Source organism: Lonsdalea populi, assembly GCF_015999465.1.
Taxonomy (GTDB): Bacteria; Pseudomonadota; Gammaproteobacteria; order Enterobacterales; family Enterobacteriaceae; genus Lonsdalea; species Lonsdalea populi.
This window is the reverse complement of the sequence record NZ_CP065534.1, coordinates 2960598-2973801: the sequence shown is the minus strand read 5'-3', so window position 1 is coordinate 2973801 and position 13204 is coordinate 2960598. Positions and strand designations below refer to the sequence as shown.

Below are 13204 nucleotides of genomic sequence, written 5' to 3'. Positions count from 1 at the left end.
ATTCAGTCACCCGTTAAACTGTGATAGCCTCCCCCGATAAGTCGTTATTTCAGGGCATTTCATCGTTATGTCAATTCAGAAAATCGCCAGGCTTGCCGGGGTTTCAGTGGCGACGGTTTCCCGTGTGCTGAACGATATCGATACGGTAAAACCGAAAAACCGCGAACGCGTACTTCAGGTTATCAGCGAGAGTAATTATCAACCCAACTTACTGGCGCGCCAGCTCAGAACCGCCAAGAGTTCCATGATTTTGGTGATGGTGTCGAATATCTCCAATCCTTTCTGCGCCGACGTGGTGAAAGGCATTGAAGAAGAAGCGGAAAAAAACGGCTATCGCATTTTATTGTGTAATTCCGGCACGGATATCCAACGTTCCATATCTAGCCTGAAGCTACTCTCCGGCAAGATTGTCGATGGGATTATCACCATGGATGCGCTCTCGAAATTACCGGAATTAACCACCATGATCGATCGCATGCCCTGGGTTCAGTGCGCCGAATATGCCGAAGACGGCGACGTCTCCTGTGTCGGGATCGATGATATCGACGCTGCCGGATTCGTCATCCAACATCTGATCACGCGTGGACGCGGCCGTATCGCATTCATTAACCACGATCTGAGTTATAAATATGCACGATTGAGAGAGCAGGGTTATAAAACGGTGCTGGAACAACAAGGGCTAACCTACCGCGCCGTTGAGTACGCCAGCGATCTCACCTTCTACGCCGGCAAAAGGGCGATGGAGAATCTATTAAGGGCTGAAATACGTCCGGACGCCGTATTTACGGTTTCGGACACGTTGGCGGCGGGCGCGATGCGCGCGATTGAAGAGGCGGGATTATCCATCCCTGATGATGTGGCGATAGTGGGGTTTGACGGCACCGAACTCTCGGAGATGGTATCGCCGCAGCTAAGCACCGTTGCCCAGCCATCCGCCGACATCGGCCGCAAAGCCGTGGGGCTGCTGCTGAATAAAATCAATAATCCCGGTTCGCCGGCGGAACGGGTCGTTTTGGACTGGCGCTTTATTTCCCGGGCTAGCGTTTGAAGATGCGCCGCCCATCCGCTATTCATCGGCCGGATGACTGGAGCGATGCGGACCGGGAGAAAAAGCGGCGGATACACGACCAGAGGAATGGCAATTCCAACATCGACGGAGAACCGCCCGATCTGAGTGAAGGGATGCTGAAAGGCGTATCTCATGGATTGAGTCATTGGTCATTGCCCCGTCTAACCCATCCTATCGGTCCCGCTTCCACGACGCGCGCTTCTCTTCAATCTAAATCTTCGTCATCAGATTCGACGTTACTTCCCCGCTATCGAATGCCTGCCGCGCGGCTTCGACCTCGGGCAGATAGCTTCGGGTCCATGCGCACAGTGCCTCGATGGGGTCTTTAAGCGTTCGGCCCAGCGGCGTGATTTCGTATTCAACGGCAATGGGTGAAGCGGCGATCACCCGGCGAACAACAATACCATTGCGTTGCAGCCGCCTGAGGCTCTGCGCCAATGACTTTTGGGTAATGCCTTTCAGCTCGCGTTTGAGCTCGTTAAAGCGCAACGGTTTTTCGCACAGGGACGCGAGTATCAGAACGGACCATTTGTCCGCAATTTGCTCGAGCAGCAGACGATGAAGGCATTGAGTGGCGGAACAGTCTTCCCGTTTTTTCAGCATAGAGGTTTCCTCAGGGAAACCAGGTGGCGTCGAGGTACCTGATTGACGAGTAATATACATAATATACTATGAACGACGCCAACCTAACCGGAGAGTTAACCTATGACCTCATCCAAAACCGACGTCCTGTTCCAGCCTTTCCATTTAAATAATCTGGTGCTGAAGAACCGCATCGTGATGGCGCCCATGACTCGTTCATTTGCAGCTGACGGCGTGCCTGATGAAACAATTGCCGCCTACTACCAGCGTCGCGCCGAAGGTGATGTGGGCCTGATTCTCTCTGAAGGTACGGTGATAAACCGGCCTGCTTCACGTAATGACCCCAAAATCCCCTTCTTTTACGGTGAAAAAGCGCTGGCTGGCTGGAAACGCGTGATCGACCATGTTCACGCCGCCGGCGGCAAGATGGGGCCGCAGCTGTGGCACACGGGGTCAGTCGCCAGTTTTCTGACTGACTGGGTACCGGATGCCGAGGTGGAAAGCCCATCAGGGCTGATTGCTCCCGGCCAACCACGCGGTGTGGCAATGAGCGATGAAGCTATCGCCGACACTATCGCCGCCTTTGGTCAGGCGGCGGCCGAGGCCAAACGGCTGGGCTTTGACGTAGCGGAAATTCACGGTGCACACGGCTATCTGATCGATCAGTTTTTCTGGGCAGAAACCAACCGGCGCACCGACGGCTACGGCGGCGCAACGCTGAAACAGCGTTCTCGTTTTGCCGCCGAGGTAATCAAGGCCATGCGCAACGCGGTTGGCCCCGATTTTCCGCTTATTTTACGCGTCAGCCAGTGGAAGCAACAGGACTATACGGCGCGTCTCGCATCAACGCCTGATGCGATGGCAGACTGGCTGGTTCCGTTAGTTGACGCGGGTGTGGATATGCTTCACTGCTCACAGCGCCGTTTCTGGGAACCGGAGTTTCCAGATATCGACGGTGAAGGCGGGTTAAACTTTGCCGGTTGGGCGAAGAAACTGACCGGTGCCGCGACCATCAGCGTAGGATCCGTTGGCCTTTCCAGCGACTTCATGGGCGCCTTTGCCGGTGAGGGGGCCAAATCCGCCAGCCTCGACAATCTTATCGAGCGGCTGGAACGCAACGAGTTTGATCTGATCGCTGTCGGTCGCGCATTGCTGAGCGATCCAAGCTGGGCAATCAAAATCCGTAAGGGTAATCACGCAGCGCTGCAGGATTTTACCGCCGACGCGTTAAATACGCTGGTCTAGGACCCGATAACTCAGTAGCGCGATCTACAAAGCCCCTGTTCAGCGACTTCTGCATGGGGGCTGCGGTTCGCATGATGGATACGTCCGTTCCGGGCGGAAGCCATACAAGAGCGTATGAAAGTCGCTTTTCCAGATAGTCTCCATGGCCATCAGCATTGGCCGCTGAGCAATACGGCGCCGCAAAGTGGGGAGACAGTAGTGGTTATTTTTGAGGCAATGAATGTGGGAGGGCTAAACCTTTTACTCTGGAAATTTGCGCACATATGCACGCATAAAGACTTCTACCGCGCGTGAAACAATATCTGATATTTGTCCCTCGCTTAGCTGGACAATCACGTTGTATAAACCGGCTTCATTTATCTCTGATTCCAGTAAGCCGAAATAATGACAGGCGACAACGTGTGGATCCGAACTGTAAAAATAGCCTTTCTCAATTAATGGTTTGAAATATTGTTCAAGATGATAAACCACCCGGGCGGAACCTTGCTGATAAAATAACCGGCCAACGTCAGGGTTTGTTGAGGCGGCAATCATCATCCGTCGCACGGCAAGTGACTGCGGCGTATGAAAACTGGTCAGGATGTACTGCCCAAATTTGATAAGTGCATATTGGCAGTCTTCTGCACGATCGGGAAAATCCAGCGAATCTATCGCGTTTCCTGGTGGGCCGCTAAACTGCGGGGCATGTCCGCTGCGGTATAAAAAGTTGATTATTTCACCATCCTGTTCTTGCGATGCTTTGGTTATCAAGGCAGAAAACAACGACTCTTTCGAGTCAAAATAGCGGTATAGCGTAGATTTAGCGCTACCTGATCTTGCTGCTATTGCGTCCATGGTAGCGTGAGCAAAACCGGCGTCGAGAAAAACATCTCTTGCCGCAGTCAGGAAGGCGTTGCGAACGTTTTCTGTTTTGCTTCTGGACATTCATGCTCCGTCGAATTTCTGGTCGCAGATCAGTATAAGCACAATACCGAAACGTGGAGTGTCGTTTCAATGTTGTCAATCTACATTAACGATCGTGTTATTGATGAGTTTAGTCGCTGATGTCGCTTTGTCTGTTGATTTTGAATCCTATTTTCATGTCATGTTGCTTGTGCCTGTGATGTTTTTTATCAGCTTCAGTCGGCAGCTGTGGCTGTTAAATTGTGAAAAAAAACCACGCTGCCTGATTCGAGCCGGGCACCAACCCCGTCTCGCCTTTTAACACCCCTGTTCAAGTGATACGCCGGACAGGGTGAAATCGCCGACGGCGAGGCTGACCGCGGCGCCTGCGGAGAACATTTCGACGGCACAGAACAAGCCGAGAGAAAAAGGTAAGGTTCGAATCAGACTCATAAATTCCCCCGGTATGTTGATCTCATTACCTGAGCGACTGGCATGAAGCCAATCGCTAATCCGATATAAAACAACGGACGCTATGGGATGATAAACAGGGAGGTTCCGGCGGATAAAGCGTCATTTGAGTTAGGCTCTGCGAACGTTTTGTATGGAATAATCTCATGGGGGCGAACCGGGGACCCTGTCTCTTGGTACTTTTCGCCAGCGCAACGGGCTGCTATTGGATGGCCATTTCGGTCAGGATCCACTGGATAATGGAATTATGTTGCGGTTTCCAGCCCAATTCCCGACGGGCGCGTACCGCTCTGACTCTGCTATTGGAGCCTAATGAGAAGCGGGCTCGGCTTTGACCCCATACCTGCGCGGCTTTTTCTATTGACCAGCCTTCCGGTCCCTGAACGTCAAGGCGTTTCGCCAGCGCCGCCCCTAATTCAGCAAAGGATGTCTCTCCATTTTCTACAAAATAGAATGCGCCTGATGGCGCCTCTTCCAGCGCCAGCCGGTAAAGTTCGCAAAGGTCGTCGATATGGACATTCGACCAGATATTCACGCCTTTCCCAACAATGCGCATTACACCGCTCTCCCTGGCCTGATTCATGAGAAGCGGGATCTGTACGCTGCGGGTGCCTGGAAGCTTTCCTTCCCCGTAGATGAGGCTGTTGCATAGGACAATACCGCGTATTCCCTTTGCACCCAGTATTTTCTCATCAATCGCTCTTCGTGCCTGTTTTTACAATGTGACGAGCAGTGTGCTGTTCTCATCAAAGAGAGTATTACTGACCTTATTACCATCACTCATATCGGCAATGACACTGGTTCCGCTGGTATGGATGAGCGGTTTGCCACTTTCTCCAAGGGCCGCCAACAATGTTTCTACTGTTTTTAGATCGTCGCTGTCGGCGGCATTGATGACGGCATCGGCCTGCTGTGCCTCGCGGGTGAGCAACTCCCGGTCGCTCAGGTCGCCGATAACGGGTTCGATCCCTCTTTCCGTCAGCAGCCCAGCCTTCTCTGGATGACGAACCAGCCCTCGAATGCGGTGTCCGGCGGAGCTTAAATAGACTGACAGTGAGCCGCCGATATATCCTGTTGATCCAGTAATGAAAATTTTCACTTAGAGCCTCCTTTTTATCGGTGATCATATAAAACGACATGCACCAAGGCCGTTGTTTATGGTCAAACAACGGCTTGGATAGGTGAGGGAGGATATAGCAATTTTCAGCCTGGTTTTTTCAGCGTTTCGGAAAAGAGTTCTCCGGATATGGCCCAGTTGTCAGTCTTTACGTCATTAAAAATCACGTATACATATTGCGGATCGACATTGGCATGTTCGGCAATGGCGTCGGTGACGGCTTTGGCGATGGCCGGCTTGGCTTCGTCGCGGCCTTCGAACATCTGAATGTTAACGACTGGCATATTGGATCCCCTTAGAGAGCTTGAACAAGGTATTCGTCAGATCATTCTGACACTTTTAATCCTAGTGCTAACCGTCAGGTTGATAAAGGTGCAATAAGAACACGCTGAGTAGAGATAAATTCTACAATCAGGAAAAGGCATTCTTTGCAGAAAGGCGGACCAGCTCATCAATGATAAACCTCACTCCGGGTAAAAGGTGGCGTGAGCGAGGCCAGATGACATTCAGTTCCGTAGCCGATGGCGTGAGCTCAGGTAAAAACTTAACCAGCTTCCCTGTTTCAATGTAGGGCCGCAGCAAAGACTCAGGAAATTGCACGATCCCCGCACCCGCCACACAGGCTTCAATCATGGCGTCGCCATCGCTGATCTGGTGAAAAGGCGATGGATTGAATTTTACGTCCTTCCCATCGTTACCTTTAATCAGCCAGCCCAGCGGCTTACCACCGCGCCAGGCCATAATGCAGCGCTGTCGTTTCAACTCGTCAAGGGAACGCGGTATGCCATTCTGCGCCAGATACGCGGGAGAGGCGCACAGGATCAGGCGTTGCTCATTCAGCCGCCGCGCGATCAGATCCGTACTGTCCTTTAAAGGACCGAAACGAATCGCCAGATCGAAGCCCATATCCAACGGATCGATAATCTTGTCATTAAAGGTCAGCGTGAGTTTCAGATGCGGATAACGCCGGCACATATCCAGCAGGACAGGCAGCATGACGGAACGGCCAAACGCGGCGGGCATATCGATTCGCACCATGCCCGACGGTTCCGTGAGCTTCGAACGTAGGGCCTTTTCCGCCGACTGTAGGATATCCAGCGCGCTCTGGCAGCTTGCCAGATAAGTCTCGCCTTCGGTCGTGAGGCTGACTTTGCGTGTGGTGCGGTGAAAGAGTGGCGTTCCCAGGCTGCGCTCAAGACGGCTGATGCTTTTACCTATGGCGGATTTTGTTATGCCAAGCTGTTCCGCGGCTTCAGTGAAGCTCTGTGCGTTGGCGGCTGCGACGAAATGGACAATGCCGCGGAAAGATTCGGTCGAGTCAGAAACAGACATGTTACCAATACGCCTTTTGTCTTCAGTTCAGCGGAGGTCTTATTCTAGCCAAAACGGCATACCGCGGGCAGCGATAAATGAGGCCGCCCTCGCCGTCGAGAAGGCTGCATTGGGAGGTATCTCTGGCGTAAATCCCGAATCCGTTCATGAGTTCGCCGTCTCTTGCCCGAAATGTTCGGTTGCGAACTCAAGAAAACTTCGCAGTTTGGGGGTCACTCTTCTATCCGGCGCATACATCAAATGAAAGGGGCGGGTAGGTATGCTGTAATTGGGCAAAACGACAGTGAGCCTTCCAGATGCAATATGTGGAATAACCAATTCGGAAGGTTGTATGACTACGCCAAATCCGGCCAACGCCGCGCCGATTAAGGCTTCGCCGCTGTTCAGTTGAAGACGGCCGTTCACAGGGATCGAAACACTTCCCTCGCGGCCTTCAAAACGCCACATCGTTCGCAGTGATGTGTGGGTAAAGATCAGGCATTCATGCTTCAGTAAATCCTCTGGAACCTTCAATGGAGGAGCCGAAGCAAGATAGGATGGGGATGCACAGATAATAAGGCGATAGGGTGCCAGCGTTCTGGCCATTAAGCCGCTGTCCGCGAGTTCGCCGACTCGAAAAACCGCGTCGTATCCTTCATCAATCAGGTCAACCCACCGGTTGGTCAGCGTCAGCTCCACGGTGATGTCGGGATACTGATTGAGAAAAATCGGTAGTTTTTGCGTTAGCGCATTGATGCCGAACGTCACCGGCGCATTAATTTTGAGACGGCCCCGGGGCGTTATCCGCGCCTCTTCCGCGAAGGATTCGGCCGCATCGACTTCATCAAGGATAATTTTTGCCCGCGCGTAAAAGTGTTGGCCTGCTTCCGTCAGGCTGTGCTGACGAGTGGTTCTGTTCAGAAGACGCACACCCAAATGTTGTTCGAGTGCCGAAACGTGCTTTCCAACGAGCTGCGGCGACATGGTCAGCACATTGGCCGCTGCCGTAAAAGAGCCTAGTTCCACGGCCTTGACATAAACAGCCATACTGGTGAGACGGTCCATTGGAAACAACCTGTTTTGATTGGTGACGCATTACACTACTGCAAACACATAATGAGAGTCGATCTCCATCGGTTTTTCCCTTAATCCTGTTCGTGATTTCCTCAGGCGCGCTCCGGCGTGCAAGGACCGCCGGCCGCAAGCACATCCTCGGGTGAAGAACTGAAAAACGGCCTGCGTGAACCAGCTTCCCGCCGCGGGGGCCTCCGGGCGGTACACGGCGCCACCGTCTCTGGCGGCGCAGCCAGGAATGCGCGCATCACGGGGAGGTCTTTTACAGGGCGGTCCTTTACGGAAACGTCCTTTCGTAGCGGCCCTTGTCGAACCGGTCATGAATGTCGGGTGAGAACAGGACACCCGGTCCTGGCGTCGGGCGGGTATCGGCCTTGACCCCGAGTTCGACTTTCAGGATACGCCCCGCCACCGCCTGCAATTGCGCCGCCGACAGACGGGCGTGGGGGAGATCCGGCCGGCCGTATTGCCGCGGGGCCGTCGAGGCGGCACCGGTCATTCGACCGCCAAGCAGATTACTGACGCAACAGGCGCAGGCCGTTCGCCACCACCAGCAGGCTGGCTCCCACATCGGCGAAAACCGCCATCCACATGGTGCCCATACCTGCGAGAGTCAGGGTCAGAAACACTGCCTTGATGCCTATCGCCATCACAATATTCTGCACCAGGATGCGGTAAGTCCGCCGGGATAGCCGGACGAAGGCGGGGATTTTGCGCAAATCGTCATCCATCAACGCCACGTCGGCGGTTTCTATGGCGGTATCCGTGCCCATCGCCCCCATGGCGAAACCAATATCGGCGCGGGCCAGCGCTGGGGCATCATTGATGCCGTCGCCCACCATGCCTGTGGTGCCCCGAGCCGTGAAGGTCTCTACGGCGCGGAGTTTATCCTCCGGCAATTGGTCGCCGCGAGCCTCGTCTATGCCGACCTGATCGGCGATGGCGCTGGCCGTATGCGCGTTATCCCCGGTCAGCATGAGCGTGCCGACCCCCAGCGCGTGCAGTTGCTCTATCGCCTTCCGGCTGCTCTCTTTAACCGTATCCGCCACCGCGAACAGCCCGATCACCTGTATTGCGTTACTGAGCATCACCACGGTGTTTCCGCGCGCTTCCAGGCGGGCGAGCGTCTCCTGTACCGGGGGCGGACAGGCGAGGGTTTCTTCCGTCAGCCTTAGATTGCCCAGACTGTAGGCTTCGCCGTTGATGATCCCCCGCACACCGCGCCCCGGCAGCGCTTCAAAACGCGCCACGTCATACCGCTGCGCCTCTTTTGACGCCGCCGACAGGGCCTGCGACACCGGATGATCTGAATAATCCGCCAGGCTGACGGCCAATCTTCGGACATCTTTTTCCGGAACCCCCGCATAGGCCATCACCTCGGTTTGTACTGGCTTACCGTGCGTGATGGTGCCTGTTTTATCCAACAGCAGCCATTTCAGCTTGCGGCCTTCTTCCAGATAAACGCCTCCCTTAACCAGGATCCCCTTGCGGGCCGCCGCCGTCAGACCACTGACGATGGTCACCGGTGTGGAAATGACGAGTGCGCAGGGACAGGAGATAACCAACATGACCAGAGCCTTGTAGATCCATTCCTGCCAGGCGCCACCGATAATCAGCGGAGGCAGTAGGGCAACTACCGCCGCAATGGAAAACACTACCGGGGTGTATATGCGTGAAAATCGGTCCACAAAACGCTGCGTGGGGGCTTTCGCTCCCTGGGCTTCCTCCACCGCATGAATGATACGCGCCAGCGTGGTGTTGCCCGCCGCCGCCGTCACCCGGTACTCAAAACCGCCGGAGCCGTTGATCGTACCGGCGAAAACCCGGTCGCCTTCGTCCTTGTCTACCGGCAGACTCTCGCCGGTGATGGGGGCCTGATTAATCGTAGTGCGGCCCCTGACGATGATGCCGTCAAGGGCGACACGTTCGCCGGGCTTCACTCTGACCACGCTGTCGAGGGGGACGGCGTTCGCCTCGGTTTCTTTCCAGGAGCCATCCTGCTGCTGAACCATGGACGTTTCCGGCGTCAGCTTCATCAGGGAGCCAATCGCATTGCGCGCCCGGTCGAGAGACTTCGCCTCTATCAACTCCGCGAGGGTGAACAGCACCATCACCATCGCGGCTTCCGGCCACTGACCGATCGCCATCGCCCCGGTGACGGCGATGCTCATCAAGGCATTGATATTCAGGTTGCCGTTACGCAGTGCAATCCATCCCTTTTTGTAGGTGGTCAGCCCACAGGCCGCGACCGCCGCCAGCGCCAGGGCGGCTTCAAGCCATTCCGGCATGCCCATCCAGTGCATCGTCTCCGCCGCGACGGCCGCCGCACCGGCCAGCGCCAGCGGCCACCCGGGTTTTTCCTTTTTCTCGGTGACGGTTGGCCGATCGCCGCCGTTGGTCAGTTCGGGTTCAAAACCCAGAGAGCGGATAGAATCAAGAACCGTCGCCAGAGCATCCGGGGCATGAACCACCGTCAGCACGCGCTGCATCAGATTAAAATCCAGAGCCTTAACGGCCGGCATGCCGCTCAGCTTGTTACGGATCATGTTTTCTTCAACCGGACAGTCCATCTGCATGATGCGGATACGGGTACGCGTGCCGTCCGCGCTGGCCGGAAGCGTCTGCGCTTTATCCTCTGCGAGGGGACCCGCCGCGCAGCAGCCACAGCCGATACCGTCCGTCGGAGCGCCGCGTTGATCGCCGCCGCTGACGGCCATGATTTTGATGCCGGTCAGGGCGTCGGGGCGCTGAGTCAGTAATACGCCGGTATTTTTCGCGGCGGAGGATTTTCCGGGAACGGCGGCTCCGCCTTGGTGATGACTGCTGCGGTCACTCATGTTTTTATCCTGTTCGTCACTTATACTGGCATTAAAGACCCTGAAGCAGCTTCAGGGTCAAGCCCGGGGAGGGGAGCGATGAAAATTGGCGAACTGGCGCGACAGGCCGGATGTCCGGTAGAAACGGTGCGCTACTATGAGCGCGAAGGGCTGTTGCAGGCCGCGTTACGGGATCCGTCCAATAACTACCGTTATTACAATGTGTTACACCTGGAAAGACTGATGTTTATCCGCCGTTGCCGGGCGCTGGACATGACCCACGAGGAAATCCGGGTTCTGCTTCAGGCCCGCAGCCAGCCTGACGCCGACTGTGGAACGGTCAATGCCCTGATAAATGAGCACCTTCATCATGTGCAAGACCGGATTCGCGAGCTGAACATGCTGGAAAAGCAGTTGAGCGAGCTTAAGAGCCTCTGCAATGTCAGCCGGGCGACGCGGGACTGCGGGATTTTACGTGAGCTGCAACAGAGCGAGGAGCCGGAGGATGTCCTGCCGGTGATTACCCCGGGCCACCTGGCTGGCAGCCATTCGCATTGACTCCCGCACACGAAGTCTGCCGAGAGCGGATGAACGCCGTCGACAGTGGGATATCCCGGTCATTAAAACGATCAACGCCTGGCAAGGTTACCCATTGCCAGGCGTGGGATGTTGCCAAGTCCGCTTGAGAACAGCATAGACAGATACGTGAGACGGGCAAACAAGCCCGTCAGGCGGGATTAGATCAGCGCAGGCTCAATCATGATGGGGTCGTATTTGGCCACATGGTGTTTGTGAACCGGCGTTTCCAGAATAACCTGCGCCCGATGGTCCAGCCCGTTTGACGACAGTTTGTCATGCCGCGCCAGCACCACTTCCAATGCGGTGACGAAATGTTCGTAATAGCGCCAGTCGTCCTGCGTAAAACCGGGATTGGCGGCCTCCCACTGTTTTATGGTTTCCGTCAGGGCTTCCTGAAACTCCGACCATGCGAACTCGCCGGCCTCGCAGGCCGCGACGGCGACGGCAAAGGCGCGCAGCTCCCAGGGTTTATTGAAGGGGGCCTGTCCCTTGCGATGATTTAGCGCGGTGGCCAGTTCGTTGTTATTCGTGCTGATGTTAGGGGTCATTAGACGCCTCCGATGTGGTTAGACCGCGGTAGCCGGGCCAGTCCCGATCAGGGAGTCGCGGGTCACCAGAGCCGCCAACTGCTCCTCGGTCATGCCTTCGGTGTTCGCCGGGCGCAAGGGCAGAACCCAGTAACGGATCTCCGAGTTGGAATCCCACACACGTATTTCCGTCGAAGGAGGAAGTTCGAAGTGGAAATCCTCGCTCAGCACTTTGCGCGGCTCCCGCACGATCCTTGAGCGGTAGGGCATGGATTTATACCAGTTCGGCGGCATACCGAGCACAGGCCAGGGGTAGCAGGAACATAAGGTACAGACGATAACGTGGTGTACGGTATCGGTGCACTCAAGCGCAATCATGTGCTCGCCCTGCAGACCGCCAACACCCAGTTCTTGACAGGCTTTGGTCGCATCAGCCAGCAGGCGCTGTTTAAAGGCGGGATCGGTCCAGGCTTTCGCCACCACTTTCGCGCCAAGGTGGGGGCCAATCTCATTTTCATAAAGATCGGCAAATTTATTCACCCCGTCCTCGGACATCAGGCCTTTTTCAATCAGGATGGATTCAATCGCCTTGACCCGGGCGGCGATCTCTTCCTCCGTTTTCTGGGTGTGGGCCAGACTCACTCGTGTCATAACGTCAACTCCTTATTTAGCCAAAGTGATATAGGGTTCCCAGGCATCGGTACAGACGACGCCGTTCGGCTCGGCCGCCTCTTCGCCATAAAGCTCCGCATTGGTAAAACGCAGGGTATAGAGGTGTTCTGAGGTTTCAGGCAGCCCGTTACCCGTGGTGTCCGGATAGACGTGCGCCCCGTGATACATAATGATTTCACCGGTTCGCCCACGGACATAGCCCGCCCGGCGAGTATGATGCTTCGGCACGCTGGCATCGACCGTCACGCGGTCGCCCACCTTGAATTTGGGTTGGGAATCCAACTGGCGTGAGGTCGAAAAACCATTGCGGACTGCCCATTCAGCGAAGTTGACCAGCTCCGGGTCTTTGTTAGGCGGCAACGGCACCTGGGGGTAATGAAGATAATATTCGGTACGTTTTTCAAGTTCTTCCTGGGTCCAGTAACCTTTCTTCTCGCCGATTTGCTCGGTCGCTTCTACCCAATGCTCGTAATAGAAGGCCGTGAGGTAATGGAGAGGATGAAGTTTTTCAAGATGGCAGCGGAACTCGTCAAGCCCAAACATGCCGGCGCGCGCCGCGAAAGGAAACATCGCATAGGCAGCCTTTTCCCATTCGGCATGGTAAGCCGGTTCCCATTGGGTCGGGCCGACCGGGCCCATACCGTCCATCCCGCCAACGTCATGTATTCCGTTCATATAACCCCCTTAGATCGCATCGGGATTCGGATTTGACTGGCGGCCACCCCGGAAATGGCCATCCAGCGGCGGGGTCATCCCGCCAAAACGTGTCGAAAGTCGTCTACCCTCAGGCTAGCTCAGCCCGCCGGAAAACGACCACAAAGGACCATAAATAACAAGATAGGTCGTAAACCTCCGGCAT

The 13204-nt window shown here is 55.4% G+C and carries 16 protein-coding genes; 3 read left to right on the top strand and 13 right to left on the bottom strand.

The genetic code is table 11. The annotated features are described in order from the left end of the window. The first annotated feature begins 67 nt into the window (after positions 1–67). Entirely contained in the window at positions 68–1048 is a 981-nt protein-coding gene (locus tag I6N93_RS13065; protein ID WP_085689582.1) for a LacI family DNA-binding transcriptional regulator, read from the top strand. Positions 1049–1279: 231 nt separating this feature from the next. Here I6N93_RS13065 and I6N93_RS13060 read toward each other — a convergent pair whose 3' ends face one another. Continuing rightward, positions 1280–1672, bottom strand: a complete 393-nt coding sequence (locus tag I6N93_RS13060; protein WP_085689580.1) for a winged helix-turn-helix transcriptional regulator — start codon at positions 1670–1672, stop codon at positions 1280–1282. 102 nt (positions 1673–1774) lie between these two features. On the opposite strand from I6N93_RS13060, the gene I6N93_RS13055 reads away from it, so the two are divergent. After that, a complete protein-coding gene (locus tag I6N93_RS13055) occupies positions 1775–2896 on the top strand; it encodes an NADH:flavin oxidoreductase (protein ID WP_085689578.1) in 1122 nt (373 codons plus the stop codon). Positions 2897–3136: 240 nt separating this feature from the next. Here the strand turns inward: I6N93_RS13055 and I6N93_RS13050 are convergent, their stop codons facing one another. From I6N93_RS13050 to I6N93_RS13015, 9 genes are all read right to left on the bottom strand, one after another. Continuing rightward, on the bottom strand, positions 3137–3820 hold the full coding sequence (locus I6N93_RS13050; protein ID WP_085689576.1) for a TetR/AcrR family transcriptional regulator: 684 nt from the start codon (positions 3818–3820) through the stop codon (positions 3137–3139). A 276-nt stretch (positions 3821–4096) separates the two neighbouring features. Beyond that, positions 4097–4231: a hypothetical protein gene (locus I6N93_RS17360; protein ID WP_254900121.1), complete on the bottom strand. Its 135-nt coding sequence runs from the start codon at positions 4229–4231 to the stop codon at positions 4097–4099. 220 nt (positions 4232–4451) lie between these two features. After that, positions 4452–4916 carry an NAD-dependent epimerase/dehydratase family protein gene (locus tag I6N93_RS13045; protein WP_254900122.1) on the bottom strand — a complete coding sequence of 155 codons (465 nt, stop codon included), beginning with the start codon at positions 4914–4916 and terminating at the stop codon, positions 4452–4454. Positions 4917–4964: 48 nt separating this feature from the next. Beyond that, positions 4965–5348, bottom strand: a complete 384-nt coding sequence (locus I6N93_RS13040) for an NmrA family NAD(P)-binding protein (RefSeq protein ID WP_197669161.1) — start codon at positions 5346–5348, stop codon at positions 4965–4967. A gap of 104 nt (positions 5349–5452) precedes the next feature. Next, the gene (locus I6N93_RS13035; RefSeq protein WP_085689574.1) at positions 5453–5650 is read right to left on the bottom strand and encodes a tautomerase family protein; all 198 of its coding nucleotides are present in this window, start codon (positions 5648–5650) and stop codon (positions 5453–5455) included. Between the two features lie 127 nt (positions 5651–5777). Then, positions 5778–6698, bottom strand: coding sequence for a LysR substrate-binding domain-containing protein (locus I6N93_RS13030; RefSeq protein ID WP_085689572.1), 921 nt, complete (start codon positions 6696–6698; stop codon positions 5778–5780). Positions 6699–6842: 144 nt separating this feature from the next. After that, positions 6843–7742 (bottom strand): LysR family transcriptional regulator, encoded by a 900-nt coding sequence (locus tag I6N93_RS13025; protein ID WP_085689570.1) that lies wholly within the window; start codon positions 7740–7742, stop codon positions 6843–6845. 286 nt (positions 7743–8028) lie between these two features. Further along, on the bottom strand, positions 8029–8250 hold the full coding sequence (locus I6N93_RS13020) for a hypothetical protein (protein WP_085689568.1): 222 nt from the start codon (positions 8248–8250) through the stop codon (positions 8029–8031). 16 nt (positions 8251–8266) lie between these two features. After that, the gene (locus I6N93_RS13015) at positions 8267–10327 is read right to left on the bottom strand and encodes a heavy metal translocating P-type ATPase (RefSeq protein ID WP_085689612.1); all 2061 of its coding nucleotides are present in this window, start codon (positions 10325–10327) and stop codon (positions 8267–8269) included. Positions 10328–10666: 339 nt separating this feature from the next. Between I6N93_RS13015 and cadR the strand changes: the two genes are divergently transcribed. Continuing rightward, positions 10667–11125: a Cd(II)/Pb(II)-responsive transcriptional regulator gene (cadR, locus tag I6N93_RS13010; protein WP_085689566.1), complete on the top strand. Its 459-nt coding sequence runs from the start codon at positions 10667–10669 to the stop codon at positions 11123–11125. A 179-nt stretch (positions 11126–11304) separates the two neighbouring features. Here the strand turns inward: cadR and I6N93_RS13005 are convergent, their stop codons facing one another. Genes I6N93_RS13005 through nthB form a run of 3 tightly spaced genes read right to left on the bottom strand, consistent with a single transcriptional unit; the run spans position 11305 to position 13020 of the window. Next, on the bottom strand, positions 11305–11694 hold the full coding sequence (locus tag I6N93_RS13005; RefSeq protein ID WP_085689564.1) for a nitrile hydratase accessory protein: 390 nt from the start codon (positions 11692–11694) through the stop codon (positions 11305–11307). Positions 11695–11712: 18 nt separating this feature from the next. Further along, the gene (nthA, locus tag I6N93_RS13000; RefSeq protein WP_085689562.1) at positions 11713–12324 is read right to left on the bottom strand and encodes a nitrile hydratase subunit alpha; all 612 of its coding nucleotides are present in this window, start codon (positions 12322–12324) and stop codon (positions 11713–11715) included. Positions 12325–12336: 12 nt separating this feature from the next. Continuing rightward, positions 12337–13020 (bottom strand): nitrile hydratase subunit beta, encoded by a 684-nt coding sequence (gene nthB, locus I6N93_RS12995; RefSeq protein ID WP_085689560.1) that lies wholly within the window; start codon positions 13018–13020, stop codon positions 12337–12339. Positions 13021–13204 lie beyond the last annotated feature (184 nt).

Coding starts and splice junctions, on each gene's coding strand:
- nthB (WP_085689560.1), bottom strand. CDS start 13,020: ATGAACGGAATACATGACGTTGGCGGGATGGACGGTATGGGCCCGGTC.
- I6N93_RS13020 (WP_085689568.1), bottom strand. CDS start 8,250: ATGACCGGTGCCGCCTCGACGGCCCCGCGGCAATACGGCCGGCCGGAT.
- cadR (WP_085689566.1), top strand. CDS start 10,667: ATGAAAATTGGCGAACTGGCGCGACAGGCCGGATGTCCGGTAGAAACG.
- I6N93_RS13035 (WP_085689574.1), bottom strand. CDS start 5,650: ATGCCAGTCGTTAACATTCAGATGTTCGAAGGCCGCGACGAAGCCAAG.
- I6N93_RS13055 (WP_085689578.1), top strand. CDS start 1,775: ATGACCTCATCCAAAACCGACGTCCTGTTCCAGCCTTTCCATTTAAAT.
- I6N93_RS13060 (WP_085689580.1), bottom strand. CDS start 1,672: ATGCTGAAAAAACGGGAAGACTGTTCCGCCACTCAATGCCTTCATCGT.
- I6N93_RS13065 (WP_085689582.1), top strand. CDS start 68: ATGTCAATTCAGAAAATCGCCAGGCTTGCCGGGGTTTCAGTGGCGACG.
- I6N93_RS13025 (WP_085689570.1), bottom strand. CDS start 7,742: ATGGACCGTCTCACCAGTATGGCTGTTTATGTCAAGGCCGTGGAACTA.
- I6N93_RS13030 (WP_085689572.1), bottom strand. CDS start 6,698: ATGTCTGTTTCTGACTCGACCGAATCTTTCCGCGGCATTGTCCATTTC.
- I6N93_RS13005 (WP_085689564.1), bottom strand. CDS start 11,694: ATGACCCCTAACATCAGCACGAATAACAACGAACTGGCCACCGCGCTA.
- I6N93_RS13050 (WP_085689576.1), bottom strand. CDS start 3,820: ATGTCCAGAAGCAAAACAGAAAACGTTCGCAACGCCTTCCTGACTGCG.
- I6N93_RS17360 (WP_254900121.1), bottom strand. CDS start 4,231: ATGAGTCTGATTCGAACCTTACCTTTTTCTCTCGGCTTGTTCTGTGCC.
- I6N93_RS13015 (WP_085689612.1), bottom strand. CDS start 10,327: ATGCAGATGGACTGTCCGGTTGAAGAAAACATGATCCGTAACAAGCTG.
- nthA (WP_085689562.1), bottom strand. CDS start 12,324: ATGACACGAGTGAGTCTGGCCCACACCCAGAAAACGGAGGAAGAGATC.